We start from the raw sequence: 26,673 nt of genomic DNA, 5'->3' as shown, positions 1-26,673 counted from the left end.
ACGCGGCGTGGCGATCTCACGCACACTGACCGAGTAACCGGACAACACAGTCCGGCATGGCGAGAGGGTCGGCTCGGCCCGGCTCGGCGAGTAGGGACGCCGTTGCGCCAGGCCGGATTCGACACTCGTTCGACGCCACCATGCCGCATCGGGTGGTCCGGATACACGATGACGCTGCCGTCACCGCGGCGGCCGCACCGCACGCGCTCGGGATCGACCAACAGCCGTCCGAGACCGCATCCGGACTTGTAACCGAGCACACGGGAAAGGCGCCCTCACCGCCGAGGGCCGGTACGTCCATGACTTCGTCCATCACCAGCTGGGGCCGGCGCTTCTTCGTGACCGTCGGCGCCGCAGCGATTCTCCTGCCATTCGGCATCGTCGCCGCCCAAACCGATTCCGATCCCTCCGGGCAGGTTCGCGAGGTCGGCGCCATAGCCGCGACCGCGGCCGCACGCGCCGTCTGCAATCCAGGTTCGGCCCCCGAAACAGGTTTGCAAGGCGATGTTCCCGCCGCCGACCGTGACAGCGGCCGCAGCGGCCAGGGCTACAGCTGCAACGTCACCCGGCTCGGCGCCTATGGCGGCCGCGGCGGCGGCATCAACTCGGTGACCTTCGACCACTGCGCCTACATCGGCACGTTCTTCCCGGGCGACCTGCTCGGGCCCGAAGAGGGCGTCCAGGTGGTGGACGTCGCCGATCCTACGAACCCCGTCCGCACCGCCACGCTCACCGAACCGGCCATGCTGGCAGGCACCTGGGAGAGCCTGAAGGTCAACGAGACGAGAAAACTGCTCGTCGGCACCGGGGTGCCCGCTTTGACCGGTGCGGGCCTGCTGTCGGTCTACGACCTCACCGACTGCGCGCATCCACGCCTGCTCAACCCCGGCCCGGGAACCGACCTGGCGATGCCGTTGCCGATCACGGCCCATGAGGGCGGGTTCTCCCCCGACGGCAACACCTACTGGAGTTCCGGCGTCGCACCCGGCCTGGTCAGTGCCGTCGACCTCACCGACCCCGCCGCTCCCCACGTGGTGTGGCAGGGTCTGCCCGGTCTGTCCATGCACGGATTCGGGTTCAGCCCCGACGGCAACCTCATGTACCTGGCGAACAACATGGGCGGGCTGATGATTCTGGACGTCGGCGCGGTGCAGCGCCGCGATCCCGGCCCGCAGGTGCGCGAACTGTCGCACCTCACCTGGACCGACGGCTGGGCCAGCCAGCACAACATCCCCGTGACCTATGGCGGCAGGCCGTACGTGTTCGCCACCAACGAGGCCGGATCCGGCGGCGTCAAGATCATCGATGTCGCCGAGCCCACCCGGCCGCGCATCGTCGAGACCATCAAACTCGAGATCAACCTGCCGGAGAATCAGGACACCGCAATGGCTTCCGCCGCGGGCGGCTCGCTGTTCGCCTACGACACGCATTACTGCGCCGCGGACCGGGCGGCCGATCCCACGGCGCTGGCGTGCAGCTGGACCTCCTCTGGCATCCGTGTGTTCGATGTCCGGGATCCGTCGGCCGTCCGGGAGATCGCCTACTACAACCCGCCCGCGCGCACCGGCCGGAACACCGAGCTCTGGAATTCACCGCACGCGCTCGCGTCGATCATCGGCCCTCCGGTGCTGGCCGGTCCCGCGGTGGCGCAGGCGGTGCTGCAAGGCCAGTTCGATCTCACGCAGGCGACGAGCGAACGAAGCGGCATGCTCGCCTTCGGTGATCTCTCCACGGACTGGTGCTTCTCGCCGCCGGAATGGCGGGGCACCCAACTCTGGACCACCTGCGCCGACAACGGCTTCTTGGCGCTGGAAGTGGACCGGAACGTGTACACGCCGCCTGCCGACCAGCGTTCGACCACGGGATCATGATCCGCCGCCGGTGGCTCGGGGCGGCCACGCTCGCCGCCTTCGCGGTGCTGCTGCTGGTGGCGGGCGCTGCGCTGCGGCCGTTGGTGGTCGGCGCGGACAGCACCGCCGCACCGCTGCTGGACAGCACCGAAACCGGTTTCGTCCAGGACATGATCGCGCACCACAATCAGGCGCTGCTCCTGGTCCAGCGACTAGACGGCGGGGCCGACCCGGCGGTGCGCGCGCTGGCACAACAGATCGCCGACACCCAGCGCACCGAGATCGGCATGATGCTCGGCTGGCTGCGCATGGCCCGGCTCGCGGTGACCAATCCGCACCCGATGGCGTGGATGCACGCGGAGGCCGACCACGAGCACCACGCGACCGCCGGGCACGCGACGATGCCCGGCATGGCGAGCCAGGACGAACTCGACGCGCTCGGCGCCGCGCGCGGCGCCGAGGCGGCGACCGGTTTCCTGCGCCTGATGCAGCGCCACCACTACGGCGGCATCCAGATGGCGCAGGCGGCGGATCGCCGGCTGAACGGCGGCATGGTCGAACAGATCGCCCGCGACATGATCAGCACCCAGGGACAGGAAGTCGGCCTCATCGGCTTGCTGCTGTCCCGAGAGCAGGCACCACGCTGAGATGCGCCCGGCGACTACCGCGACGGCCTGTGTCGCCGGGTCACCGGTCCGGCCGTGTCTCAGCCGTGAACCACCACATCGTGCGTGCTCCCACCACCGTTGAGGCACACACTCGATACGGCTCCGCCGCGACTGGACCGGGCCGCATCGCGGAGGTCCGGCGTGGGTGTTCCGAGGCCAGGATATTCGGCGAGCGGACGACGACGCCTACTGCTGCGACGAAACCGCTTGCTGCTCGGCCAGTTCGGCGAGCCGGTCGAGGGAGGCCGACAGCTTGTCCGCGGTGGTCGCGCGCGCCCGGACCTGACGCTTCTCGTCGGTGAGCGACGTCCAGTCGTAGGTGTGGGTGACCAGGGTGCGGCCCTCACCCACCGGCTCCAGTTCCCAGCGCCAGAGGTGGCCGGGCGGCTGCTTGCCCGGTTCCGACGGATGCCACGCGATGCGGCTGCCCTCGGTGAACTCCACCACGTGGTTGTCGCGCACAGCCCCGTTGGTCAGGGTGGTGCTGAACACCGCTCCGGCTTCTCGCACCCGCTGCCCCGCCGCGGCCTCGGCCAGGTTGTCGTTGCCGTCCCAGCGCGGCTGCTCGGCGGGATCGGCGATGAGCTCGAAGATCTCCGCGGGATTCGCGTTGATCTCACGGCTGGCGCTGACGATACGGGGAACCTCGTTCTGCTCGGTCACGTGCCGATCGAAGCATCCGGGTCGAGAGCCGGGCAAGCCTTCCGCTCGAGGTCGGTGTTAATTCCCCGGCGCCGATCCGGCGACCGATCCGCCCCCCGGCCACGGCGGACCGGTGCGGTAAGACTGATTCGATCCGACATCCGATCGACGAAGGGACGCGCTCATGGGCGAGCGAGTTGCAGTAGTGTCCGGCGCCGCACGAGGAATCGGCGCGGCGATCGCCAAGCGCTTGGCGGCGGACGGGCTTCGGGTCGGCGTGCTCGACCTCGACGCGGCCGCCTGCGCCGACACGGTCGGCGCGATCACCGAGGCGGGCGGCCGAGCCGTCGCGCTCGGCGCCGACGTGTCGAACGAGGAGTCGGTCGCCGCCGCCGTCGCGCAGCTGGAGAACGAGCTGGGGGCGCCGACCGTCGTCGTGAACAACGCGGGCATCCTGCGCGACAACCTGCTGTTCAAGATGAGCGTCGACGACTGGGACGCGGTGCTGAACGTGCACCTGCGCGGCGCCTTCCTGCTCACCCGCGCGGTGCAGAAGCACATGGTCGAGCAGAAGTGGGGACGGGTCGTCAACATGTCCAGCACTTCGGCGCTCGGCAATCGCGGCCAGGTGAACTATTCGGCGGCGAAGGCCGGTTTGCAGGGCTTCACCAAGACCTTGGCGTTCGAGCTGGGCAAGTTCGGCGTCACGGCCAACGCCATCGCTCCCGGGTTCATCGTCACCGACATGACCGCCGCCACCGCCGCGCGCGTCGGCGTCTCCTTCGAGGACTTCCAGAAGGCCGCCGCCACGCAGATTCCCGTGCAGCGCGTCGGCACGCCCGAGGACATCGCGCACACCGCCTCGTTCCTGGTGAGCGAGGGCGCCGGTTTCGTTTCCGGCCAGGTGATCTACGTGGCGGGCGGCCCGACCAACTGACAACCCGCCCCCGCCCGCCGTGCCGGGGCGGGCGGGGGCGGTAACGTCGCAGCACATGAATCGGCGTGGGGCTCGTCGCGGCATGACGAGCTATGTTCTCTTGCTGCCGAGCCTGATCGGTGTCGGCGCGTTCCTGGTGCTGCCGATTCTGGTGGTGGCCTGGCTCAGTCTGCACAGCTGGAACCTGTTGGGACCGATGGAGTTCGTCGGACTGCGCAACTGGCGGTCGGTGCTGGGAGACGCCGCGTTCGGCCACGCCCTGCTGGTGACGCTGGTGTTGACCGCGATCGTGGTGCCCGCTCAGACGGTGCTGGGTTTCGCGGTCGCGGCATTGCTGGCCCGGCGGCGCGGCGCGACGAGTCTCCGGGTCATGTACGCGCTGCCGTGGATGTGCGCGCCGGTGGCGGTGGGTGTGGTGTGGCAGTGGATGTTCGCTCCCACCGGTGGCGCCGTCAACGCCGCGCTCGGCCTGCGCGTGGAATGGCTCTCGGATCCGGCGCTGGCGCTGCCGTCGGTGGCCGCGGTGAGCGTGTGGGCGAACTTCGGTTACGTGGCGCTGTTCTTCGTGGCCGGAATCCGCGCAATCCCGGACGAGATCCTCGACGCCGGTGCGCTGGACGGGGCCACCGGCTGGCGCCGGATCCGCTGGGTGATCCTGCCACTGCTGCGGCCCACCATGTTCTTCGTATTGGTCACCGGCGTACTGACCGCCTTCCAGACCTTCGACACCGTGTACGCGTTGACCAAGGGCGGACCGGGCGACCGCACCGATGTGCTCGCGATGCGGATCTTCACCGAGGCATTCGACGCCGCACGGCCCGGCCGCGCCGCCGTCATGGCGCTCGTGGTGTTCGCGGTCATGTTCGCGATCACCGTGGCGCAGCACCGCTACTTCCGGGATCGGACCACCTATGAGCTCTGATCGCCTACGTTCGGCGGCCGCCTACGCGATCCTCTCGGCCGGAGCGTTGCCGACCGTGGCGCCCCTGCTGCTCAGCGCGCTCACCGCCGTGAAGACACCCGGCCAGTTCGCGACCGGGTCGCCGCTGGCCCTGCCGCATCCGGTCACCGCCGACAATTTCCGGACCGTACTGGACTACGGCTTCGGGCGTGCGGTGCTGGTGACCGCGTTGATGACGGTGTTCATCACCGGCGGCCAATTGATCACTTCGGTGCTGGCGGCATACGCGTTCGCCCGCACCGATTTCCCGGGACGCGACGCGCTCTTCTGGGTGTATCTGGGCACCATGATGGTGCCGCCGATGGTGACTCTCATCCCGCTGTACCTGATGTTCGCGCGCCTGGACCTGCTGAACACCTTCTGGGCGCTGGTGCTGCCGTTCGTGTTCGGATCGCCGTACGCGGTCTTTTTGCTGCGTCAGTACTTTCGGGCGATTCCGCAGGAGCTGATCGGCGCGGCGCGGCTCGACGGCGCGAACACCCTCGACATCATCGTGCACGTCATGGTGCCGATGAGCAGGCCGGTGCTGGCGACCTTGACGCTCATCACGATCGTCTCGCAGTGGAACAATTTCATGTGGCCGCTGGTCGCGAGCAGCGGCCGCTCGTGGCAGGTGCTGACGGTAGCGACGGCGAATCTGCAGACCCGCTACAACGCGCAGTGGACCCTGGTGATGGCGGCCACGACGCTGGCCATCGCGCCGCTGGTGGTGCTGTTCGTGATCTGCCAGCGGCAGGTGCTGCGCTCGATCGCGTGGACGGGGGTGAAATGAGGACATCGACCCGCGTGGTGCTCGCCCTCGCACTCGCCGCGGCACTGCTGGTCGCGGCGGCCCTGTGGCTCGGCCGTGACGGCGACGGGTCCGGCCGCACCGTGGTGGGGTTGCGGATCTGGGACGAGAGTCTGGTACCCGCCTACCAGGCGTCGCTCGCGGAGTTCGAGCGGGCGAATCCGGACCTCGCAGTACGGATCACGGTGGTGCCGTGGTCGTCGTATCGGCAGAAACTCCGCTTGGACGTGGCCGGTGGCACCGCCGACGATCTGTTCTGGACCAATCTGTACGAGGACTACGCCGATGCCGGGCGGTTGCTCGACATCGGGGCGACGCTCGGTCCCGAGGCCGCGAGTGCCTGGGACCCCTCGGCGGTCGCGCAGTACACGCGCGACGGGAAGCTTTGGGCTGTACCGCAATTCGTCGATGCCGGAACCGCGGTGTACTACAACCGCGACCTGCTCGCGGCCGCGCATATCGATCCCGCCGAGCTGACCGCGATGCGGTGGAGTCCCGGCGGCGACGACACCCTGCGCCCACTGCTGCGCAGACTGGCGGCGGTCACGCCGTGGGCGTACAGCGCGGGTCACGACTTCCAGTCCATCGAACTGCCCTATCTGGGCTCGAACGGAGCGCGCTTCCAAGACGACCACGACAATTTCGTCTTCGACAGCCCGCAGGGCGTGGCGGCGTTCGACTATCTGGTGCGGTTGATCGCCGACGGACTCGCGCCATCGCCCGCGGACACCAACACCAATCCCGACTTCGCGAAGAACGCTTTCTTACAGGGCAAATTGGCGCTGCTGCAGTCCGGGACATTCAATCTCGCGCAGATCTCCGAACAGGCCCGCTTCGAGTGGGGCGTCGCGCTGCTGCCCGCGGGCCCGGCGGGACGGGTGAGCACGAACAACGCGATCGGCGTCGCGGGTAACGCGGCCACCCGGCATCCCGACGCGGTGCGCCGGGTGCTGGCCTGGCTCGGCAGCGGCGCGGGCAACCGCCACCTGGCCGAGGGCGGCGGCGCCATCCCGGCAGTCGTGTCCGAACAGCAGCGCTATCGCGACTACTGGGCAGGGAAGGGCGTGGAGGTCTCCCCCTTCTTCGACGTACTCCGCGGCCCGCGCATCTCCTCTGGTGGCGGACCGGGTTTCTCGGCCGCGCTCCGCGCCGTCGACCCGATTTTCGCCGAAATGTATCTCGGCCGGATTCCGGTGCCGGAAGCGTTGTCGCGCGCCCAGGCCGCGGCCGAGGCCGCCGTCGCGCAGAACTGAGCGAACGCCGGAGAAGATCCGGCCGCCCTAGGATGTGGTGCCGCGATTCGCGGTGCGCGTCAATCCTTTCCGGTCGTAGAACGCCGTCACCGCCGCACCCGAGCACAAGCCGATGACCAGGCCGAGCAGCGCCATCCAGACACCGCGTTCCAGGCCCGCCGCGGCTCTGGCCTCGAAGTACAGGATCGCGCGGACGCCGAGGAAGACCTGATGCATCGGCTCGAATGTGGACAGCCAGGCGAAGTACGTAGGGGTCGCCTCGATGGGCACGGTTCCGCCTGCCGAGGGCAACCCCAGCACGATGAACAGGATCAGGTTGACGAGCATGCCCGCGGCGCCGAAGGCGGCGAGTATCGACAGCGCGGTGACGCCCACGGCGAGGATGGCGAACGTGGAATAGAGGAACAGCAGCAAGGCTTTGTCGATGGGCATGTCCAAAGCCGTCCCGACGCCGAGGAACACACCGGACACGATCGGCGCGGCGACGGCGAGCACGCCCCATTTCAGCAGCAATGTGCGCAGCCGGGAGATCGGAGTGGGCGGATAGTGCACATACCACGGCCCGTACTCGGTCGGCGTGAATCCGAGCGAAGCGTCCACCATGGTGTGGATGATCATGGCGCCGGTGAATCCGGCCAGCAGGATCAGCAGCGTGTAGAAGAAGGCCGACAACCCGCCGCCGGTGCCTTCGGGCAGTGGCCGATACGGCGCGATCACCACGTCGATCGGCTCGGCCAGCAGCAACTGGCCGGCTCCGGCCAACTGCGGCGCGGGTCCGCCGGAGGACCGCAGTTGTTCGTCCACCGCGGCGGTGAGCTGCTGTCCGACCGTGGTGTTGACCGCGCCCAGTGCCTGTTCGGCGATACGAAGCGTGATCTGCGTGGCGTAGGTGCCGGTGCGCGGATTGGTCTGCACGGTGATCACCGGCCGGTCGACCTTTCCGGATACCACACCGGAGGCGCCGAGGATCGCGAGCCGCTTGGTGAAATCACTCGGAATGACGATCGCACCGTAGATCTTGCCGTCGCGCATCAGCAATTGCGCTTCGGTGATGCCGATGACGCGCAGGTCGACCTTGTCGGCCGGGATGTTCGCGGTGAGCGCCGCGGTGATCTGGTTACCCACGTTGGCCGGTTTCCCGGCGAGTGTGTCGCCCGCATCCTGGTTCACGACGGCGAGCGGCAAGTCGTGCAGATTCTTTTCGGGGTTGACGACGTACCCGAGATACATCACCGATAGCAACGCCATGAGCAGCGTGACGACGACAAGGGGTCGGATCCAGGTACGGATCCGCATGGGTTTCGCTGCCATGGAACCGGCTCCTCTCGCGGCGGACAAAAGACTGCTCGGCGGCGCGGACGTATTCGGCGAACTGCTGGTTATCTTCACCCGTGCGCGCGGACATTCCGAAATCGTGGTCCGGAGTTTCGCCGGGAAACCCTGCGCGCCGTCGATCGCGAGTGGCAGGCGCTCACGCGTCGATCGCCGCGGCCAAGCGGGGCAATTGCCGCAGCGGATTGATCCGCTCGACCTCCATCCGCTGGTCCGCGTCGAAGATGTCGCTGAGTCCGGGGGCCGGATCGTGCGTGCCGGTCTGCGGCAGGGTGAGCGCGCTGAAGGGCCAGTCGGAACCGAAGACGACGTGCTCGCGCTTCCCGACGGCGAGCACACTCGCCATCGCCGCGGCCGATCCGCTGAGCGCGGTGTCGTAGTAGAAGTTCGCGATCTGGCGTTGCGTGTCGAGTACCGACGGCCTGGGCAGATCGTCGGGCCACAGTTCGCCGAGCACCGTTTGCGACGCGACGCTGACGCGGTGGGACAGGAACGGAAGTGTCCCACCCGCGTGCGCGAGCTGGAAGCGGATGTTCGGGTAGCGCTGCGTCGTGCCGGTGGCCATCATCAAGGTCGCCGCGCGCGTGGTGTCGAAGGTGAATTCTTCGAGGAAGTCCGGCAGCGGCAGCTTCGGCTTGGCCTCGGCGGGGATGGCGGCCGGATGCACGAAGACATAGGCGCGGCGTTGGTTCAGCGCGATCAGCAATGGCTCGAAACGCGGATCACCGAGGTAGACGCCGTCGTAGGCGGACAGCAACACCACACCGTCGAGGTGCAGTTCATCCAGCGCGTAGACGGCTTCCGCGACGGAGGCGGCGACGTCGGGCATCGGCAGCACCGCGAAGGCGCCGAATCGCTTCGGATGCGTTTGCAGCAGCCTTGCGGCATACGTGTTGCAGTAGCGGGCCAGGTCGTTCGCCTCCTTGCCACGCAGGAACGACACGCCGGGGTCGGACACCGACAGCGCCTGCGCCTGGATCCCGTAGTAGTCCATGAACGCCAGCGCCTGTTCCGGGGACCAATCCGGCGTCGGGTATCCGCCGATGGTGACGTGACCGTGGTCGAGCAGCGCCGCACGGTAGTCCGGTGGCAGGAAGTGGGCGTGCAGGTCGATCCGGTAGGTACCCGACGGCGCAGGTTGCCCGGTACGAGCCGGGGTCGCTCGAGCGATAGCCGACGTAGCGGCGATGCCCAGCGTTCCGGCGACAACGCCGCCAAAGGCGCGACGCCTGCTCGTCTTCCTGCGGAATCGGGAATCGGTCATAGCAGTCCTCACTCGTCCGGACGGGGAAAACGGACCGGTCCGCCGATGCTTTCCGCACCGCCGGACGGCATGCGATGAAATCATCAACTACGACGAAATATTCGTCAAGAGTAAATGATGAAATGGTCAGGACCGTGGAGAGATTCAACTGTCGAGGCGTACCTACGCAGAGACGAACCGCTTGGAAGGCGGCCGAGTCATCGCCGACAGCGGAGACGATCGGCTTCGGAGCCGCTGAAGTGGATCGAAAGGCGGAGGTGTCCGCGATCCGGTCAGGTCAAAGGTTCAGTTGTCGTACGACGCGACGCCGACCGGGCCGACGCCGAGGCACAGGTCCAGCCCCGGTGTCTCGGCGGAGATTCGCAGTGCCGAGCCGCTGCCGACGAGGCGGACGAACACGGTGTTCAGTCCCTTCCGGACCGGCGCCGACACCGCTTCACCGTGTTCCAGGGCGACGCTGATCCGGCCATCACGACTGGCCACGTAATTGATTTGCGCGGTCCACTTGTTCGCGAGCAGGGGGCCGTCGAGACGCGGGAACACCGGCCTTGTTCCGTCGACGCGGTAGCCACAGCCGGGCTCCGGTCCGGGGAGGATGGCCCGGTTCCACCAGACCGCCGCGTCGACGATCGCACCGTCGTCGGTGATCATCCGCAAGTGCGGTGTCGCGACCGCGAACGTGCCGGGGGCGGCCACGGACGCCAGCACGCTGCTGGTCAGATTCTGCGGATAGGCCATCGGATTCAACACGTTCCACGGCACCTCCTGCTCGAGCAGGGGCGCGCCGTCCCATGCGCGCAGTGCCGATTTCACGTTGGTGACATACGTTTCGGACGGACCGACCCGCCACGATCGCACGAATGTCCAGGTGGAGCAGAGACTGCTCGCGACGAACACCGCTGTCACCGCGACCGTCAGCTGCCGGACCGGAAGCTCGATGCGCCGCGGATTCCGGGACGGCCGGGGGCGAGCCCGCACCATGAGCGCGCCCGCGGCCGCCGCGATCACCGCCGAGTCGGCGAAGTAGCGCAGCGACTGCATCAACTCCCCCGCGGTGTTCGGTCCGCCACGAGCCAACGCGACGGCCAGCTGAGCGATCACGACGTAGACGGCGGCCGTCAGCCACACCGCCCCGATCCGCTGCCGGGTGCGCATCGACAGCGCCACCACCGCGCCCAGCGTCAGCCAGGCCGCTACCACCGCCCAGCCGGGGGGATCCGCCCACGGCGTCGACGGCAGCCACCGCTCCCACACCCACGGACCGCCGGACAGCGCGGGCACGATCCCCAGGGAGGCCGCGCCGGGCAGCAGGTCGCGCAACTCGTCCCAGTCGTCGGGCAGTCCCGGCCCTGCGACCACCGCGAGATAGGCGATGGTCCAGAAGCCCAGGACCGCGGACGATCCGATCCACAGCGCCGCGCCCCGTCGCGCCACCACACGAATCGGGGACTCGCCGCCGTCGACATGGCGGACCAGCGCCGTCACGGCGAACGCCACGAACGGCACGACCGCCGACTTCTCGAAGAACAGCAACGCCACCACCAGCACCGCGACGCCGGACAGCGCGTATCGGCGGCGACCGCTCCGCACCAGCGACACCGCGTCCCCGATCACCCAGGCGAGGGCGAATTGCAGCGGCAGTGCGTTGAGTGCGGCGGCCCACCAAGCGAAAGCCGGGATCGTCAGGGGGCAGAACAGATAGAAGACCAGCGGAATCAGGAGCGGCCACCGGGGGCCCACGATGAGCAGCAGCATGCGCACCACGGCTACCGACGCACCCACTTGCATGAGCAGCAGCACCGTCACCGGTCCCGCCCAGACCAGCGGCGCGACCGCGTTCACCGCCCAGGCCGTGACGAAGGCCAACGGCATGAAGTGCCCGTCGTGGTCGTACAGCAGCAGATCGGTGGACCACAGCCCGTAGCGGGCCGCCCGGCCGACCAGGATGAAATCGTCCCAATAGAAGAAGCCGCTGTCGGCCACCCACCAGCGGACGGCCAGCTGCACCACGACCAGGCATCCGGCCACGACGACCACCGGTTGTGCCTTCGCGATCCTCCGGACGCGGCCCAGCGCCGACACCGGAGGAACGCGCGCCGACTCGGGCACGGCGAGCGCAGCAGTGTCCATGCCAACCCACCGTAGCGGCGGTCGCGCCGGGGATCGCGCCTCGACGGCTACGGAGCGTTCATGGTGCCCTCCCGCCAGCAGGGCCGATCGCCCGACGCACGGTCTCCTCGACGTCCAGTTCCGCGTCGTCCCGCAGGGCCTCGATCAGCGCGGCGCTGCCCGCGATGCCGGTCCAGGGCAGGTCGATCTCGGTCGCAACGAACCACGCCCCGTCCGCGGGCCAGATAAGATTCGGGCTGTTGATCGTCCGCGACCAGCCCGGGAGCAGGTCCGCGGCTCCCCCTGCCCTACCTGGCCGAGCGGGCCCCGCAACAGCAGATAGTCCCGCGCGGGTATGCGCAGACGCGGCCCATCGATCACCTCCGGCGGGAAGGCCGGTGCGACGGTGGGCGCTGACACGAGATCCGCGGAGCGCCGCCGCGGTCAGCAGAGTGCGGCGTCGGATGGGCGTGGTCCGGCGCGGCCATCTTCCTCCGTCCCCATCGAGGAGAATCCGGCGTCAGTGCCCGACCACACCGCTCACTTCATTCGGTGTGCTCGGCAGCGTGACGCTCGCGGTCTTCGCTCCGGTGGCGAGGTCGACGCGGTGGACCTGCTTCGCGGCGGGGTCCGAGACGTAGGCGACGTCGCCGCGGACGAACAGCGCGGGTCGCGGCTTCTGCCATTCCAGCGGTTCCTGCCAGGAACCTGTCACGGGGATCGTGCGCACGACAGCGCCCGCGACGGGATCGATCACGTGGATGCGGCCGTCGGTGCCGAGGACCAGGGCTTCGCCGTGCGGGCCACGGGCCAGCGAGCGGAAGGTGTAGCTGGTGCCCAGATCGACCAGCCGCAGCGTGCCGGTGACCGTGTCGATCAACGAGACACGCTGCGGGCGTTCGAGTTCGGCATCCTTGTCCTGCTTGTAGTCGCCGAGGACGACGGGCGAGGTCTCGCTGCCCGCCTGGTTGCCGATCCGGCCGTACTCGGTCGGGCCTGCGACCTTGGTGATCGCCCCGTTGCGGTAGACGAGCACGCCGTTCTCACAGCCGAGGACCACGGCCTCGCCCGCGGCGGTCGCCTCACCGTGCACGCCGAGGCAGTCTTCGCTGCGCGCCTTCTCGGTGCGGTTCTTGTCGAGCACCACGATCCCGGTTCGCTTCTCCTCCGTGCCGAGCGTGACGACGAGTTCGCCGTTGGCGAGTTCGATCGCGACGCCGTGGTGCGGGGCGGCCGCGCGGTAAGTGGCGGTCTGCGGCGCGCCGTCTGCGAGATCGGCCGAGTCGAACGCGACGACTTCACCGGTGCCGTCGCTGAACAGCACCGTCCGTCCGGCATGCCGGACCACGTGGCCGGGATGCGTGCCGGGGAACTCGATGCCGGTGAATCCGGCTGTGGCGGCATCGAAGACGCGGAAGCCGTCTTTCGTCGAGACGATCAAATGACGGTCGTCGCCCGCGGGGTTGAGCCGGTTGAAGCCGTCGAGCTCAACCGTGCCCGTGATTTCGAGAGTGGTTCCGTCCAGCACGTGGATTCCGCCGTCGTAGGTGATCGCGACGGGATCGGTGATCCGCGGGGTGTCGCGTTCGGCGGAAGTGTCGGCCCCGCAGCCGGCGAGCACCGAGGCCAGCAGACCGATCAGGGCGGACGATGTGGTGGTTCGAGACCGAACGGGCATGAGCTACTCCGTCTTTCGTTCTGGTGTTCGGGTACTAAGCGGTGGCGAGCCCGCGGACGATCGATTCGGTGTTGGCCCGCATCATTTCCAGGTAGGTGCCGGCGCCGCCGCCGGGTTCGGTGAGCGACTCCGAATACAGCGAGATCACCTGCACGTGCACACCGGCTTGCTCGGCGAGCACACGGGCCAGACGGTCCGGCTGCGAGGGGTCGGCGAAGATCGCGCCCACCCCGGCGGCCCGGATCGCTCCGGCGAGGGCGGAGAGATCCGACGGGCTCGGTGCGGCGAGCGTGGTCCCGCCCGGTATCACGGCGCCGACCACCTCGAAGCCGAATCGCTGTGCCAGGTAACCGAAGACGTGGTGGTTGGTGACCAGCTTCCGCCGCTCGGCGGGGATGGTCGCGAACTGCTCGGTCATCCAGCGGTCGAGCCGGTCGAGTTCGGCGAGATAGCGGTCGGCTCCGGCGCGCACGGTCGCGGCGTCGTCGCCGTCGACCTGCTCGATGATCCGGTCCCGGATGACTTCCACCGCCTTGCGCACCCGGCGCGGATCGGTCCAGAAGTGGGGATCCGGCCTGCCGTCCGCGTCGTCCGTGGAGTAGTCGATCGGATCGATCGCCGCGCCGACGGATACCCCTGCCACCCCGGATCTCTCGGCCGCCTCGACGTTGCGCAGCACACTCTCCTCGAGGCCGAGACCGTTGTAGACGATCAGGCTCGCGCGTTCGAGCCGGGCCGCCTGCTGGGCGGAGAGGGCGAAGAAGTGCGGGTCCGCGTTCGCCGGCATGAGCACGGTGACCTCGACCGCGTCCCCCGCGATGGCGCGGGTGAGATCGCCGAGGATGTTGGTGGTGACGACGACTCCGCCGCGATCGGCGTCGGCATTCGAGCATGCGGTGAGCGCGAGCAGGGCGACGGCGAACAGCGCGCACCAGTGAGCGGCACGTCTCATCGGCCGGTCTCCACCATCGCCGTGGGCACGATGTCGAGGCCGAAGGTTCGTGCGGCACGCAGGTTGTCGGCGTAGTCGATCTCGTGGATCGCTCGCGCCGCGGGATCGTTGAGGTAGGCGCGGTGCTCGTCGACGAGGATCAGCGGCGCGGGTTCTCCGTCGAGTACCGGCGCGGTGAACGGTCGCGCCGCGGCGGTCTCCCGTCCGGACACGGCGTCGTAACTGTGCAGCAGGCCGTCCGCGGTGAGGACCAGCAGTGGCGCGCCCTCGCCCGCGGTATTCGCCGCGACCACCGGACCGGTGTCCACCGCGGTCCAGGACTTGCGCCGGACGTCGAGCACCCACACCCCGCGCAGGCCCGCCTTCGCCACCAGCGTCGCGCTGCCCGCGCGGTGGAAGAACGCGGTCGCGCGGTCGCCGTCGGAGATGCCGTGCGGATAGGGAATCTTCTCGCCGCTGAACACCGCGTTCCGGGCCGTCACCACCAACGCGCCGTCGGCGCAACCGAAGACGACACCACGCCTGGTCACCGCCGAGCCATGCGGACGCGGACACTCTTGGGCGAGGACCGAGGCGGGCGCTCCGTCTCGGGCACGAACCTCGATCCGGTCCCGGGCGGGCACGGCCACCAGCAGGTGCTCAGCGTATGGCACGGCGGCTCCGTCGGCGATCACGCCGCGCTCTTGTCGCGACCCCGCGCCCAGCGCGGACCGATCCAGCAGCGCTGTGCCACCCGCGTCGGAAACCAGTGCGGTCACCGCACTGTCGGCATACGCGGCCGACACCGGGCCACCGGCGAGGGCGCCCAGATCGCGGACGGGTGCCCGGTAGTAGTGCACGTGATCGCCGTGATCGACCGTCCATGCGCCCGCGTCCACGATCCGCACCCCGTCGCGGGCGGACAAGAAGGCGTAGCGCCCGTCGGCGGTCACGCGGCCGACGCCTTCCGCTCGGCCGAGATCGATGACGTCCGCGGTGACGAGATCGACCACCCGCACCGCGCCGGTCCCGCTGTCGACCACGACCAGACGCGGCTGCGCCTCGTCGGCCTCCTGCGCGCCCGCCACATAACCGTGCGGCGGCGTCTCCGGAGGGCCAGTAGAATCGCCTGTCCCGCAACCGATCAAGGGCGTCATCATGGCGAGTACCAGGAGCACGGCCAGTGGTTTCGGCGTCCCGCGCGAGGACCGGATCCGATCACGCACCCAGGACGACAGCGCCGAGACGAAGAACAGCGCGACGGCCGTCGCCGCGATGGTCGCCCCGGCGGCGGTGTGCGCGTGCCACGAGATCAGCAGCCCGGCGAAGGTGGCCACCGCCCCGAGCGCGGCGGCGGCGAGCATGATCGCCGGGATGCGATGCACCCAGTAGACGGCCGCCGCGGGCGGCGCGATGAGCAGACCGAAGACCAGCAATGTGCCGACGATGTGGAACGACGCGACTATCGCCAGGGTCAGCAGAGCGATCAACGCCACGTTCGCCAGGCGAGGCCGTAATCCGAGGGTGTGCGCCTTGCGCGGGTCGAAGGTCAGCGCGACGAATGCCCGGTAACCCAGCACCGAGATCACCGCCGCGAGAACCGTGGCCGCCACCAGGTACCACAGGTCACGTTCTCCGACGGCGAGTATGTCACCGAAGAGGAAGCCGGTCAGGTCGACCGCGAACGAGGGCGAACGCGACACGATGATCACGCCCGCCGACAGCATCCCGACGAACAGCAGTCCGATGCCGGTGTCCGCGGCGAATCGCGTCCCACGGCCGAGCACCGAGACGCCGACGGCCATCGCCGCGGCGCTGAATGCCGCGCCCAGCAACAGGTTTCCGCCGACCAATGCCGCGATCGCGACGCCTGGCAGCATGCCGTGCGCCATCGCGTCGCTGAGAAAAGCCATGCCGCGCAACACCACCCACGTCCCCGCCAGAGCGCACAGACACGACACGAGCAGTCCGCCCCACAACGCCCGCTGCACAAATGAAACCTCGAACGGGGCCAACCACTCCATGACGCAGCACTCTACAATGATAACGGTTTTCATTTCAATGAGTGGACGGGAGTTACATGCCGCCAGCTGTCGATATCGCCGAGGTGACGGCCGGGTACCGGGGACATCCGGTCCTGCGCGAGTTCACCGCCACCATCCCGGGCGGCCAGGTGACCGCACTCGTCGGACCCAACGGGTCGGGCAAATCCACCCTGCTCGGCGTCCTGGCCGGCGTCATCACGCCCACCGCCGGAACCGTGCGCCGCCACCATCTCCGGCGACCGGCAATCGTCGTGCAGCACAGCGGCGTTCCCCCCAATCTGCCGATCACCGTCCGCGAAACGGTCGCCATGGGACGCTGGGCGCAGCGCGGCGCATGGCGGCGTCTCACCCGGGAAGATCGCGCCATCGTCGGCGCGTGCCTCGACGGGATGGCGATCACCGACCTGGCCGAGCGCAGGCTCGACAGCCTCTCCGGAGGCCAGCGCCAACGGGCGATGCTCGCACAGGCACTCGCCCAGGAGTCGGACCTGCTGCTGCTCGACGAACCGACCACCGGTCTGGACTCGGCCGCGCAGCAGGAGATCTCCGACGCCGTCCGCCACGTCGGAGCCCACGGCGTGACGGTCGTGCACGTCACACACCGGCGCGAGGACGCCCTGCGCGCCGACTATTGCCTGCTGCTGCGGGACGGCCGGGTGACCGACCACGGCGACCCGCGCACCGTCCTGCGCGGACCCACCACCGAACCGGAAGCGGCCGCCGCCGACTAGCGTGGCACTCCGGGCATACCGGCGAAGAGGATCTGGAAGACCTTGGGCGCGTTCGGTATGACCGCCATGGAAGGAGTGAACGGCGCGCCTTCGTTGGTATCCGTGACCACATAGTCGGCGCGGCTGTCGGGAACCCGGTCGAGGATCCCGGCACAGCGCGGCCCGCCGGTCGCGTTCACCTTCGGCAGGTCGCCGGGATATTTGTAGGGCTGAGCGCCGTACATGAAGCTGGCGTTGAAGATGGCTCCGGGTTTGTATCCGCCGATGATGGCCTCGGCCGCGGGAAGGGCTTTCGCGATGCCGACGACTACGCAATACACCACGGGCGAGTAGGTATCGAGCAGTGAGCTGGTCGGCCGCAGGGTCGCGAGCACAGCGGTGAGTCCTTGCTCGTTCTCGGTCAGCGCCGTCCGGGTGGTGTCGGCCAACCCGACGAGGTTGAGCAGCACGGCGTCCAGGTCTTCCGCACCCTGGGCGAGCGTCCCGCTGATCGTGGTGGCGTCGGCGGCCGTGCGCAACAGGTCGGGGGCGGTATCGGCGTAGAGCCCGGTGACCTGGCCCGCAGCGGACAGGTCCCGCCGCAGCGCGGGCAGGCTCGGGTTGATCTGCCGCAGGTAGTCGTCCGAACGAGCGAGCAGATCGCCCAGCCGGTCGCCACGCCCCTGCAACGCCGTGTCCAAGGCGGCGAGGGTGGCGTTCAGTTCGCCCGGTTCGACTTTCGCCAGCACATCACTCAGACGCTGGAACAGCGTGTTGTATTCGACGGTGACGGATTCGGCGCGGATCGTCGAGCCGGGGCGCAGCGGTGTCGGCGAAGGAGCGCTCGGCACCACGAAATTCACGTACTTGGCCCCGAATACGGTGGTCGAGCGGATGTCCACCGTCGCGTTGGCGGGCACCAGCCGCAGCAGTTCGGGATCCAGCTCGAGGCGCAGACGCGCCCGGTCGCCGCGGAACTCGACGGCGCTCACCTTGCCGAGTTCCACCCCACGCATCCGCACCTTGGCATCGCTGTCGAGCACCAGACCGGAGCGGGGCGTCTCGACGGTGACGGCCACCGTCGAGCGGAAACGTCCGGCGTACATCGACGCGGCGACCGCGACTACCGCGACGATGAGCAGGAGCAACGCCGCTCCGGCGACTTTCAACCGCAGTAACCGCCACGTCACCAGCACGGTTTGGCTGCCGAAACTCATTCGAAACCACCGATCACTTCTCGTCACGGGCTGTGCGCGACGGCGGCACACCCGCGGCCCTGGCATCCGACTACGGTCGCGGTCCGCGGCTTGCCGGACGCTCGCTAACCGTAGTACTGTCCAGACACGTGTCCATCATAAAACTTGGACACTTATCTGGGGAAGGATTTCCAATGGCTCTGGTGAAACCACGTCGGGTATCCGGAGGCGACCACGAGCACGGTCATCTGGAGGAGTTCCGCGTCGACCCGATCGGGCTGATGCGCCGGGTCCGCGCGGAGTGCGGCGACATCGGCTCGTTCGACCTGGCCGGGCGCCAGGTCATCCTGCTGTCGGGCGCGGAGGCCAACGAGTTCTTCTTCCGCTCCGGCGACGACGACCTCGACCAGGCCGCCGCCTACCCCTTCATGAAGCCGATCTTCGGCGAGGGCGTCGTCTTCGACGCCAGCCCGGAACGCCGCAAGGAGATGCTGCACAACCAGGCGCTGCGCGCCGAACACATGCGCGGGCACGCCGCCACCATCGCCCGTGAGGTGCAGCGGATGCTGGCGCGCTGGGGTGACGAGGGCGAGATCGACCTGCTCGACTTCTTCGCCGAGCTGACCATCTACACCTCCTCGGCCTGCCTGATCGGCCTGAAGTTCCGCAACGACCTCGACGACCGCTTCGCGCACCTCTACCACGACCTGGAACGCGGCACCGACGCACTGGCCTACGTCGACCCCTACGCCCCGATCGAAAGTTTCCGCCGTCGCGATCAGGCGCGGGCCGAGCTGGTCGAACTGGTCCAGGGGATCATGGACCGCAGGGCCGCCGACCCGCCGACCGGCAAGGACGACCGGGACATGCTCGACGTGCTCATCTCGATCCCGGGCGACAACGGCGAACCGCGCTTCAGCGCCAGCGAGATCACCGGCATCTTCATCTCCATGATGTTCGCGGGCCATCACACCACCTCCGGCACGGCGGCCTGGACGATCATCGAACTGCTGCGCCACCCCGAAATGCTCGACCGGGTCGTCACCGAACTCGACGAGCTCTACGCCGACGGCTCGGACATCAGTTTCGGCGCGCTGCGCCAGATCCCGATGCTGGAATCCGTGCTCAAGGAGACGCTGCGCCTGCATCCACCGCTGATCATCCTGATGCGGGTGGCGCGCGGCGAATTCGACGTCTGCGGTCATCGGATCGAGCCCGGCGATCACGTCGCCGCCACTCCCGCGATCTCGAACCGGATCCCGGAGGACTTCCCGGACCCGGACGCTTTCGATCCCGGCCGTTATATCGATCCCAACCAAGCCGACCTCGTCAATCGCTGGACCTGGATTCCGTTCGGCGCGGGCCGCCACCGCTGCGTCGGCGCGGCGTTCGCGTTGATGCAGCTGAAGGCGATCTTCTCGCTGCTGTTGCGGGACTGGGAGTTCGAGATGGTCCAGCCGTCGGACAGCTACCGCAACGACCACTCCAAGATGGTCGTGCAGCTCGCGCAGCCCTGCACCGTCCGTTACCGCAGGCGCCGCGAGGACCACGACAGCTGACGACGTGGCCGGGCACGCGAGAGCTCCCCGTCGCGTGACGGGGAGCCCGCGTCCGGCAGCTACTCGTAGCGCACCCGCCAGCTCTTGATGCCGTTGATCCACCCGGACCGCAGCCGCACCGGATCGGACACCTGCCGCAGGCCGGGCATCGCGTCGGCGATGGCGTTGAACATCAGATCGATCTCCAGCCGGGCCAGGTTCGCGCCGACGCAGTAGTGCGTGCCGGTGCCGCCGAAACCCACGTGCGGATTCGGATTGCGCAGGACATCGAACGTGAACGGATTCTCGAAGCCCTCCTCGTCGAAATTCGCCGAGCTGTAGAACAATCCGAGCCGTTGACCCTGCCGGATCCGCTGCCCGCCGAGTTCCAGGTCCTCCGTCGCGGTGCGCTGGAAGGCGGTCACCGGAGTGGCCCATCGCACGATCTCGTCGGGCGCGGTACGTGGACGCTGCTGCCGGTAGGTCTCCCACTGTTCCGGGTGATCGACGAACGCCTTCATCCCGTGCGTGATGGCATTTCGGGTGGTCTCGTTGCCTGCCACGGCGAGCAGGATGACGAAGAAACCGAACTCGTCGGAGCCGAGCGCCTCGCCGTCGACGTCGGCGTGCACCAGCTCGCTCACGATGTCGCCCACCGGGCAGGCACGGCGCTGCTCGGCCATATTCCAGGCGTAACCGAGGATTTCGGCCGAGGCCATCGCGGGATCGCCGTACTCGGGGTCGTCGTAGTTGAGCATCTGGTTCGACCAGTCGAAGATCTTCTTCCGATCCTCCTGCGGCACGCCGATCAGCTCGGCGATGGCCTGCAACGGCAGTTCACAGGCGACCTGCTCGACGAAGTCGCCGCCGCCGGACTTCCTGGCCTCGTGCACGATCCGCTCGGCGCGCTCGGTGAGCGCGGCGCGCAGGTTCTCCACCGCCCGCGGCGTGAAGCCCTTGGATATGATCCGCCGGATCTTGGAGTGCTTGGGCGGGTCCATGTTCACCAGCAGAGCGCCGGTGAGCGCCATCTGTTCCGGCGTGATGTCGCCGGGCAGGCGGATGATGGCCCCTTTCCGCTCCGAGGAGAACAGCTCCGGATGCTTGGAGATCTCCTTGATGTCGGCGAGCTTGCTGACCACCCAGTAGCCGCCGTCGTGGAAACCACCGGACGTCTCGTCGGATTGCGCGTTCCACCACACCGGGGCGGTCCGGCGTAGCTGAGCGAATTCCTCTACCGGACTTCGGTTCTCCCACAGCGCCGGGTCGGTGAAATCGAATCCGACCGGAAATGCCGGAGCTGCCATTGCTACCTCCTAGATGAAACGTGCGAGCCGGTCAGCGCGGCGAAGTGCGCCGCGCGGCGTCGGGATCGGCCTCGGCGGCCGACGCGCGGGCCGCGTCACCATCGCGCAGCCATGCGGCGGCGCGACCAGCGACCAGCGGCAATTCGAGATACGTGCGCACACCCGGCTCGGCGACGACGACGTAGGGGATCGAGTTCACGCAGTGCATGGCCGTGGCGACGATGCCGGGGTTGCGCACCAGACCCGCGGCGGCGCTGTGCGCGTGCATACCGGTGAAGGTCACCGTCGCGCCGGGATCGCCGACGATCTCGACCTCGTATCGCTCTCCCATGGGTCCGAAGGTCCAAGGCGGGTCGAGGTTCTCGGTGCCCATGAACCAGTTCACCGCGGCCGTGATCACCGGAGTACCGCGAACGGTCCCTTCCCAGCGGAAGCGCTGCGCGGCGACGCGCCCGGGCGCGATCGGGCCGATGGGCGAATCGATCGGCGCGGTGGCCACCGCCATGTCGTGCGTCACCCGCAACCGCTCGTCGAGCGCGATGCCCAGCGCTTCGGCGATCATCCACACCGACTGGCTGTAGCCGCCCGCGAGCACGTTCGCCATGACGCTGGTCGCGGCCTGCTCCGGCGTGGCGCCGAACAGCATCCAGTCCCGGACCACTTCGGGCGCGCCATAGGTGCGGATATCGGAGAACTCTTCGGCGCGCACCGCGGTGATCGCCCCCGAGAGCGCCGACACCACCAGCGGGATCTTCTCGGTGATGCCGCCGGGATGTATTCCGGTCCCGTGCAGCGTGACTCCGGCGGCTCGGCACAGCTCGTCGTACCGTTCCCGCTCCGCGCGGCGCGGATGGAACCAGCCCAGCGGTGTGACGACGTTCTTGCCGGACCGCAGGATCGCGCGCACCGTCGCGGCGTCGGCCATGAACGGGCTGTAGAGCACGCAGTCGGCCTGCGTGGCGAGCAAGCGGTCGGCATCGGTGGTCGCGCGCACCCCGACCGGCGGGCGGCCGACCAGCTCGCCCAGGTCCATGCCGTCCTTGTCCGCGCTGTGCACCCAGGCTCCGGCCAGTTCCAGCTCGGGATGGTCGAGAATGCCCTCGATGGCGGCCCGCCCGACCCCACCGGTCGCCCATTGGATCACCCGGATCATGTCAGTCCGCCTTGTGGTCGGGCCCTCGCCCGGCCACGTACTGTTTGGCCCACCGGTAATCGGGTTTGCCGCTCGGAGCGCGCACGATGGTGTCGGCGACCCAGACCTGTTTGGGCACTTTGTATCCGGCCAGGAATTTGCGCACGTGCGCGTGCAGCTCGGTGAATTCGACCGGCCCGGACAGCGACACCACCGCGGCGACCTGATGCCCCCAGCGCTCGTGCGGCACGCCGATCACCACCGCGTCGAAGATCGCGGCGTGGGTCTTCACCACGCTTTCGACCTCTTCGACGAACACCTTCTCGCCGCCGGTGTTGATCACCATGTTGCCGCGGCCGATCAGCGTGATCGACCCGTCGGTCTCGGCGCGGGCCCGGTCGTCGGTGACGACCATGCGCACGCCGTCGACGGACTTGAACAGCTTCTCGGTCTTGTCCGGGTCCTTGTAGTAACCGATCGGCACGTTGCCGGTCTTGGCCAGCCAGCCTTCCGAACCGGGCGCGACGGGGCGGCCGTCGTCGTCCACGACCACCGCACCGCGGCCGGTCCGCACGCGGGGGCCGCGCGCCGGATCGTCGTCCTTCTGGGCGAACCCGATACCGCCGAATCCGGTCTCCGATGATCCGATGGAGTCCGAGACCACCGCCCACGAGAACATCTCCAGCAGCGTGTTCTTCACCGGTTGCGACAGCAGCGCGGCGCCGGAGGCGATGGCCAGCAGCGACGAGGCGTCCACCGGTTCGCTCCGATACGCCTCGATCAGCGGCCTGGCCATGGCGTCGCCGGTGATCACCATGACCTGCGGGCGTTGCTCGGCGACGGTCCGCCAGACGCGTCCGGCGTCGAAGCGGGACTCGAAGATCACGGTGTTGCCCGACCACAGCGCGGTGAAGGTGGGCATCATGGCGGCGGCGTGGATCAGCGGCGGCAGCACCAGCCAGGCACTCGGATCGATCCGGGCGCCGGTGCGGGACTGCTGGAACTCGTCGGCGACCGGTTCACCGGTGTAGAAGTCGATGCCTCCGCCGAGGACGCGCCACATGTCCTCCTGCCGCCACATGACGCCTTTCGGCATGCCGGTCGTCCCGCCGGTGTACATCATGAACAGGTCGTCGGCGCTGCGTTCGACCACCGGACGGTCCGTCGCTCCGGCGGCGACGGCCGACTCGTACGACGTCGCTACATCGTCGATGTCCGGCGAGAATTCGTCGGCGACGCGAATCATGTGCCGCAAACCGGGCGTTCGCTCCCCGGCCTCCCGGACGGCGGCGCCGTAACAGGAGTGGTACACGAGCACTTCGAGATCCGCGTTCTCGTAGACGTAGGCCAGTTCGGCGACGCCGTACCGGTAATTGATGTTGATCGGGACGGCGGCGAGCTTGAAGCACGCGATCAGCGTCTCCATCGTCTCGATGCTGTTGTGCATCTGGAAACCCACGTGCGTTCCCGCGCCCACGCCGATGCTCGCCAGATGGTGCGCGAGCCGATTGGCGCGGATGTCGAGTTCGCGGTAGGTCACGCGACGGCCGGACTGGATGAGAGCCACCCGCTCGGGCATGGCGTCCACGGAGTGCTCGAAGAGGTCGGCGAAGTTGTTGGCCATGTCGTTCCATCTCTGCGTGGTGCGGTCAGACGACGGTGAGCGGAAGGGGTATCCCCCGGTCGGTGAAGGTGAAGGCCGCGCCGGTGCTGAACCGGGTCAGCGCCACCTCCGTCGCCTCCCGGAACGGTGTGTCGCCGAGCGTGATCGCGGCATGCCAGCCGTCCTCGCCCGCGGTGAGGACCTCGGCGGAGAAACGCGGGTTCACGCCGCGGACCAGGGCGTTCAGCGGCTGCAGGTGCTCGGGGTCGAGCATCGAAGGCCACGTGCCGTCGGTGTGCGCGCCACTGGCGGCCGGGAACGTCACCGTGACCGTGTCGCCGGCGGGCACGATCTCGATTCCGGTGTACGGCAGAGGATTCAGAGCGGGGTGCAACCGCAGCACCGTCGCCAGCGCGGCGGCGTCGTCACCGAGACCGAGACAATCGCGCAGGCGTTCACTGGTGAGCCCGGCGATGCCCGCGAACTGTTTACGTCCGATCTCCAGCGCCGCGTCGGCGTCCACCCGAGCGCGCACCGCGATCAGGAAACCCAGGGTGAGCAGGTGATGTTGCAGACATACCTCGTCGGCGAGCCGAACCAGCGCGGAGCGGGAGAAATCCGCGAAACGCACATCGCTGAGCAAGGGGCCGGAGTAGTCCGGCCGCCCTTCGTCGGCGGGGTCGATCGCGGCCAGATCCAGTCCGGCCGCCACCGACCCGGCGACCAGGTCGGCGTTGGCAGGCACCGGCGGCGGTACGTGCGCGGGGTCGATCACGACCGTCCACGCGCACACCGGCTTGCGATCGGCCGGACGGCGGGGCGGGCGGTGGATCGGCCGGACCTGGGCGTGCGGATTGGTGGCCAGCGCGGTCGCGTCGAAGGTCGGGTCCTCGATGTCGTGGCACATCGACACGACGAAGTCCTCGCCCATCGGTTCCACGTCGGCGAGCGCACCGCAGTGGTCGAGCCAGAACTCGCCGTGGTGGTGGTCGTCGACTCGGAAACGGAAGTCCATGAACTGCGGTGGAGCGCCGATGTCCAGTTGCAGTCCCTTGAAGATGGTCTCCACGCCGTCACCCGCGAAGCCGAGCGCCCGCTGCATGCGCCGGGTGTAGACCGGGCTGGCCACCTGCCACTCCTCGATGGCGACCTCGGTCATGCCCTCGCGGCCGAACGCGGCGATCGAGTGCGCCATGCCGGAGCGGTCGATGAGGTGCCCGCACAGCAGCAGTTCAGGCAGCAGAGCGGCCAGGGTGTCACGGTCCAGGTCGGCGAATCGGCTCTGAGGTCCGGCCATGTCGGTCACCACAGCGAGGCGGGCGATTCGCCGACGCGATACCAGCCGGGCAGCGGCGCGCCGGAAACCGAGCGCTCGATGCGCTTCTGCATCCCCGGGGTGAGCGCCTTGTCGTTGATCATCTCGACGAACAGCGCCGAGACATTGCCGAAGTCGAAGAAGTCGCGCTGCCAGGACCATTGGAAGTCGCCGCCGTAGCGGAACCAGCTACCGCCGATGCCCTCGGGCGAGTAGTTGCACCCATCCGGACGTGTCGCCTCGCTGATCTGCTTCCAGAACCCGATGACGGTGCCGGTGCGGTCGTCGACCACGAATTCCTGGTAGGGGTAGGTCCAGCCCTCCAGGCCGGCCATCTCCTGGCCGAGGGCCAGCTCGCGGATCTCGTCGCGTCCGACGGCCATGAATTCCTGGGTGGGTCCGTAGTTCCAGCCGTAGGTGGCGTCCTCGGTGTACATCTGCGCGAGGGGCTTCCAGTCCCCCTTCTCCTCGCAGCGCTGGTTCTCCACGATCCAGCGCTGAATCATCTCGTCGAGCTCGGCGCGGTCGAAAGCTGGCATCAGTCGGTACCTTTCGGAGAGGAGTCGGTCGCGCCTTCGTCGGCGATCGACAGGGCTCGAGTGGGGCAATAACGGATCGCGTCCGCCACGGCGGGCCGGAGTTCGGCGTCCGGTACGTCGTGCAGGATCTCGACCTGCCCGCGTCTGGGCACCGTGAACACCTCGGGAGCCTCGGCTTGGCAGACCGCGTGCCCTTGGCACAGATCGAGATCGGCGCGGATTCTCATGACCGGCTCCACACGGGCCTGCGCGGCGATCCCGGCATACGGATCCGGTCGGATGGACGGCTCATCGGGTCTCCACGGTGATGGGTAGGTGCGCGAAGCCACGCACATTGGACGAATGAACCCGCGCGATCCCGGATTCGAGGACGTCATAGGACCGCACACGCGACGCGAACTCCGTCAGCGCCACCGTCGCTTCCACACGGGCCAGGTGCGCCCCCAAACAGAAATGCACACCCGCACCGAAACTCACCAGCCCGGACCGGTCGGCACGCTCGATCCGGAAACTGTCACCGTCCTCGAACACCGCCGGATCCCGGTTGGCCGAACCGATCAGCAACAACACCTTCGCCCCCGCCGGAACCACCCCACCGTGATACGCGAGGTCCTCGGTCGCGGTACGAGCGATCATCTGACTCGAGGTGTCATAACGCAGGGTCTCCTCCACCCAGTCCGACACCAAACCCGAATCCGCGACGACCTTCGCGTACTGCCCCGGATAACGCGCACCCCAATACAACGCATTACCCAGCAACTTGGTGGTCGTCTCGTTACCCGCCACCACCATCAAGAACAGGAAACCGATGATCTCCGCATCGGTGAGCCGGTCACCGCCGATCTCCGCATCCAGCAACGCCGAGGTCAGATC

Annotated in this window: 23 protein-coding genes; 8 read left to right on the top strand and 15 right to left on the bottom strand. The window is 68.4% G+C overall.

The window, feature by feature from the left end:
- Nucleotides 1-299: 299 nt before the first annotated feature.
- Nucleotides 300-1,871, top strand: a complete 1,572-nt coding sequence (locus ACWESM_RS12995) for an LVIVD repeat-containing protein (RefSeq protein ID WP_452491830.1) — start codon at nucleotides 300-302, stop codon at nucleotides 1,869-1,871.
- A complete protein-coding gene (locus ACWESM_RS12990) occupies nucleotides 1,868-2,497 on the top strand; it encodes a DUF305 domain-containing protein (RefSeq protein WP_397281668.1) in 630 nt (209 codons plus the stop codon). The genes ACWESM_RS12995 and ACWESM_RS12990 overlap by 4 nt, the downstream gene beginning before the upstream one ends.
- A 207-nt stretch (nucleotides 2,498-2,704) precedes the next feature.
- On the opposite strand, the gene ACWESM_RS12985 is transcribed toward ACWESM_RS12990, so the two are convergent.
- Nucleotides 2,705-3,181 carry an SRPBCC family protein gene (locus ACWESM_RS12985; protein ID WP_364436392.1) on the bottom strand — a complete coding sequence of 159 codons (477 nt, stop codon included), beginning with the start codon at nucleotides 3,179-3,181 and terminating at the stop codon, nucleotides 2,705-2,707.
- A gap of 163 nt (nucleotides 3,182-3,344) precedes the next feature.
- On the opposite strand from ACWESM_RS12985, the gene fabG reads away from it, so the two are divergent.
- From fabG to ACWESM_RS12965, 4 genes are read left to right on the top strand one after another with little or no spacing between them, the layout of a single operon-like run.
- Nucleotides 3,345-4,097, top strand: a complete 753-nt coding sequence (gene fabG, locus ACWESM_RS12980; protein WP_355080129.1) for a 3-oxoacyl-ACP reductase FabG — start codon at nucleotides 3,345-3,347, stop codon at nucleotides 4,095-4,097.
- Nucleotides 4,098-4,152: 55 nt separating this feature from the next.
- A complete protein-coding gene (locus tag ACWESM_RS12975) occupies nucleotides 4,153-5,019 on the top strand; it encodes a carbohydrate ABC transporter permease (RefSeq protein WP_452491827.1) in 867 nt (288 codons plus the stop codon).
- A complete protein-coding gene (locus ACWESM_RS12970; RefSeq protein WP_452491825.1) occupies nucleotides 5,009-5,830 on the top strand; it encodes a carbohydrate ABC transporter permease in 822 nt (273 codons plus the stop codon). Before ACWESM_RS12975 ends, ACWESM_RS12970 begins: the two co-directional genes overlap by 11 nt.
- Nucleotides 5,827-7,101, top strand: a complete 1,275-nt coding sequence (locus tag ACWESM_RS12965; protein WP_452491823.1) for an ABC transporter substrate-binding protein — start codon at nucleotides 5,827-5,829, stop codon at nucleotides 7,099-7,101. Before ACWESM_RS12970 ends, ACWESM_RS12965 begins: the two co-directional genes overlap by 4 nt.
- Before the next feature lie 27 nt (nucleotides 7,102-7,128).
- On the opposite strand, the gene ACWESM_RS12960 is transcribed toward ACWESM_RS12965, so the two are convergent.
- The 6 genes from ACWESM_RS12960 to aztB form a co-directional block, all read right to left on the bottom strand.
- On the bottom strand, nucleotides 7,129-8,412 hold the full coding sequence (locus ACWESM_RS12960) for a YhgE/Pip domain-containing protein (protein ID WP_452491821.1): 1,284 nt from the start codon (nucleotides 8,410-8,412) through the stop codon (nucleotides 7,129-7,131).
- A 160-nt stretch (nucleotides 8,413-8,572) separates the two neighbouring features.
- A complete protein-coding gene (locus ACWESM_RS12955) occupies nucleotides 8,573-9,697 on the bottom strand; it encodes an amidohydrolase family protein (protein WP_364436376.1) in 1,125 nt (374 codons plus the stop codon).
- Nucleotides 9,698-9,982: 285 nt separating this feature from the next.
- Nucleotides 9,983-11,827 carry a hypothetical protein gene (locus tag ACWESM_RS12950; protein WP_452491819.1) on the bottom strand — a complete coding sequence of 615 codons (1,845 nt, stop codon included), beginning with the start codon at nucleotides 11,825-11,827 and terminating at the stop codon, nucleotides 9,983-9,985.
- A 499-nt stretch (nucleotides 11,828-12,326) separates the two neighbouring features.
- Entirely contained in the window at nucleotides 12,327-13,484 is a 1,158-nt protein-coding gene (gene aztD / locus ACWESM_RS12945) for a zinc metallochaperone AztD (protein ID WP_452491817.1), read from the bottom strand.
- A 34-nt stretch (nucleotides 13,485-13,518) separates the two neighbouring features.
- Nucleotides 13,519-14,436 (bottom strand): zinc ABC transporter substrate-binding protein AztC, encoded by a 918-nt coding sequence (gene aztC, locus ACWESM_RS12940; RefSeq protein WP_452491815.1) that lies wholly within the window; start codon nucleotides 14,434-14,436, stop codon nucleotides 13,519-13,521.
- Nucleotides 14,433-16,439 (bottom strand): zinc ABC transporter permease AztB, encoded by a 2,007-nt coding sequence (aztB, locus tag ACWESM_RS12935; protein WP_452491813.1) that lies wholly within the window; start codon nucleotides 16,437-16,439, stop codon nucleotides 14,433-14,435. Before aztB ends, aztC begins: the two co-directional genes overlap by 4 nt.
- 56 nt (nucleotides 16,440-16,495) lie before the next feature.
- Between aztB and aztA the strand changes: the two genes are divergently transcribed.
- Nucleotides 16,496-17,191, top strand: a complete 696-nt coding sequence (gene aztA, locus ACWESM_RS12930; protein WP_452491811.1) for a zinc ABC transporter ATP-binding protein AztA — start codon at nucleotides 16,496-16,498, stop codon at nucleotides 17,189-17,191.
- Here the strand turns inward: aztA and ACWESM_RS12925 are convergent.
- Nucleotides 17,188-18,387: an MCE family protein gene (locus ACWESM_RS12925; protein ID WP_452491809.1), complete on the bottom strand. Its 1,200-nt coding sequence runs from the start codon at nucleotides 18,385-18,387 to the stop codon at nucleotides 17,188-17,190. The genes aztA and ACWESM_RS12925 overlap by 4 nt on opposite strands.
- 173 nt (nucleotides 18,388-18,560) lie before the next feature.
- On the opposite strand from ACWESM_RS12925, the gene ACWESM_RS12920 reads away from it, so the two are divergent.
- Nucleotides 18,561-19,925 (top strand): cytochrome P450, encoded by a 1,365-nt coding sequence (locus ACWESM_RS12920; protein WP_452491807.1) that lies wholly within the window; start codon nucleotides 18,561-18,563, stop codon nucleotides 19,923-19,925.
- Between the two features lie 59 nt (nucleotides 19,926-19,984).
- Here the strand turns inward: ACWESM_RS12920 and ACWESM_RS12915 are convergent, their stop codons facing one another.
- From ACWESM_RS12915 to ACWESM_RS12885, 7 genes are all read right to left on the bottom strand, one after another.
- On the bottom strand, nucleotides 19,985-21,211 hold the full coding sequence (locus ACWESM_RS12915) for a cytochrome P450 (protein ID WP_364436350.1): 1,227 nt from the start codon (nucleotides 21,209-21,211) through the stop codon (nucleotides 19,985-19,987).
- 31 nt (nucleotides 21,212-21,242) lie between these two features.
- Nucleotides 21,243-22,364, bottom strand: a complete 1,122-nt coding sequence (locus tag ACWESM_RS12910; protein ID WP_452491805.1) for an NAD(P)H-dependent amine dehydrogenase family protein — start codon at nucleotides 22,362-22,364, stop codon at nucleotides 21,243-21,245.
- Between the two features lies 1 nt (nucleotide 22,365).
- On the bottom strand, nucleotides 22,366-23,967 hold the full coding sequence (locus ACWESM_RS12905; protein WP_452491803.1) for an acyl-CoA synthetase: 1,602 nt from the start codon (nucleotides 23,965-23,967) through the stop codon (nucleotides 22,366-22,368).
- Between the two features lie 25 nt (nucleotides 23,968-23,992).
- Complete coding sequence (locus ACWESM_RS12900; protein ID WP_356965575.1) at nucleotides 23,993-25,243, bottom strand: hypothetical protein; 1,251 nt, start codon at nucleotides 25,241-25,243, stop codon at nucleotides 23,993-23,995.
- Nucleotides 25,244-25,248: 5 nt separating this feature from the next.
- Nucleotides 25,249-25,800 carry a nuclear transport factor 2 family protein gene (locus ACWESM_RS12895; RefSeq protein WP_452491801.1) on the bottom strand — a complete coding sequence of 184 codons (552 nt, stop codon included), beginning with the start codon at nucleotides 25,798-25,800 and terminating at the stop codon, nucleotides 25,249-25,251.
- Nucleotides 25,800-26,027, bottom strand: coding sequence for a ferredoxin (locus tag ACWESM_RS12890; protein WP_355080160.1), 228 nt, complete (start codon nucleotides 26,025-26,027; stop codon nucleotides 25,800-25,802). Before ACWESM_RS12890 ends, ACWESM_RS12895 begins: the two co-directional genes overlap by 1 nt.
- A 61-nt stretch (nucleotides 26,028-26,088) precedes the next feature.
- Nucleotides 26,089-26,673, bottom strand: a 585-nt coding sequence (locus tag ACWESM_RS12885) for a cytochrome P450 (protein WP_452491799.1), incomplete at its 5' end; no start/stop codon positions are given.

It is taken from the genome of Nocardia sp. NPDC003999 (genome assembly GCF_053604885.1).
Note: the sequence above shows the minus strand (reverse complement) of the source record. Positions and strands in the feature narration are given on the sequence as shown.

Bases quoted from the DNA above. Each gene is read 5' to 3' on its own strand.
- ACWESM_RS12995 (WP_452491830.1), top strand. From the start codon at position 300: ATGACTTCGTCCATCACCAGCTGGGGCCGGCGCTTCTTCGTGACCGTC.
- ACWESM_RS12990 (WP_397281668.1), top strand. From the start codon at position 1,868: ATGATCCGCCGCCGGTGGCTCGGGGCGGCCACGCTCGCCGCCTTCGCG.
- fabG (WP_355080129.1), top strand. From the start codon at position 3,345: ATGGGCGAGCGAGTTGCAGTAGTGTCCGGCGCCGCACGAGGAATCGGC.
- ACWESM_RS12975 (WP_452491827.1), top strand. From the start codon at position 4,153: ATGAATCGGCGTGGGGCTCGTCGCGGCATGACGAGCTATGTTCTCTTG.
- ACWESM_RS12970 (WP_452491825.1), top strand. From the start codon at position 5,009: ATGAGCTCTGATCGCCTACGTTCGGCGGCCGCCTACGCGATCCTCTCG.
- ACWESM_RS12965 (WP_452491823.1), top strand. From the start codon at position 5,827: ATGAGGACATCGACCCGCGTGGTGCTCGCCCTCGCACTCGCCGCGGCA.
- ACWESM_RS12960 (WP_452491821.1), bottom strand. From the start codon at position 8,412: ATGGCAGCGAAACCCATGCGGATCCGTACCTGGATCCGACCCCTTGTC.
- ACWESM_RS12955 (WP_364436376.1), bottom strand. From the start codon at position 9,697: ATGACCGATTCCCGATTCCGCAGGAAGACGAGCAGGCGTCGCGCCTTT.
- ACWESM_RS12950 (WP_452491819.1), bottom strand. From the start codon at position 11,827: ATGGACACTGCTGCGCTCGCCGTGCCCGAGTCGGCGCGCGTTCCTCCG.
- aztD (WP_452491817.1), bottom strand. From the start codon at position 13,484: ATGCCCGTTCGGTCTCGAACCACCACATCGTCCGCCCTGATCGGTCTG.
- aztC (WP_452491815.1), bottom strand. From the start codon at position 14,436: ATGAGACGTGCCGCTCACTGGTGCGCGCTGTTCGCCGTCGCCCTGCTC.
- aztB (WP_452491813.1), bottom strand. From the start codon at position 16,439: ATGGAGTGGTTGGCCCCGTTCGAGGTTTCATTTGTGCAGCGGGCGTTG.
- aztA (WP_452491811.1), top strand. From the start codon at position 16,496: ATGCCGCCAGCTGTCGATATCGCCGAGGTGACGGCCGGGTACCGGGGA.
- ACWESM_RS12925 (WP_452491809.1), bottom strand. From the start codon at position 18,387: ATGAGTTTCGGCAGCCAAACCGTGCTGGTGACGTGGCGGTTACTGCGG.
- ACWESM_RS12920 (WP_452491807.1), top strand. From the start codon at position 18,561: ATGGCTCTGGTGAAACCACGTCGGGTATCCGGAGGCGACCACGAGCAC.
- ACWESM_RS12915 (WP_364436350.1), bottom strand. From the start codon at position 21,211: ATGGCAGCTCCGGCATTTCCGGTCGGATTCGATTTCACCGACCCGGCG.
- ACWESM_RS12910 (WP_452491805.1), bottom strand. From the start codon at position 22,364: ATGATCCGGGTGATCCAATGGGCGACCGGTGGGGTCGGGCGGGCCGCC.
- ACWESM_RS12905 (WP_452491803.1), bottom strand. From the start codon at position 23,967: ATGGCCAACAACTTCGCCGACCTCTTCGAGCACTCCGTGGACGCCATG.
- ACWESM_RS12900 (WP_356965575.1), bottom strand. From the start codon at position 25,243: ATGGCCGGACCTCAGAGCCGATTCGCCGACCTGGACCGTGACACCCTG.
- ACWESM_RS12895 (WP_452491801.1), bottom strand. From the start codon at position 25,800: ATGCCAGCTTTCGACCGCGCCGAGCTCGACGAGATGATTCAGCGCTGG.
- ACWESM_RS12890 (WP_355080160.1), bottom strand. From the start codon at position 26,027: ATGAGAATCCGCGCCGATCTCGATCTGTGCCAAGGGCACGCGGTCTGC.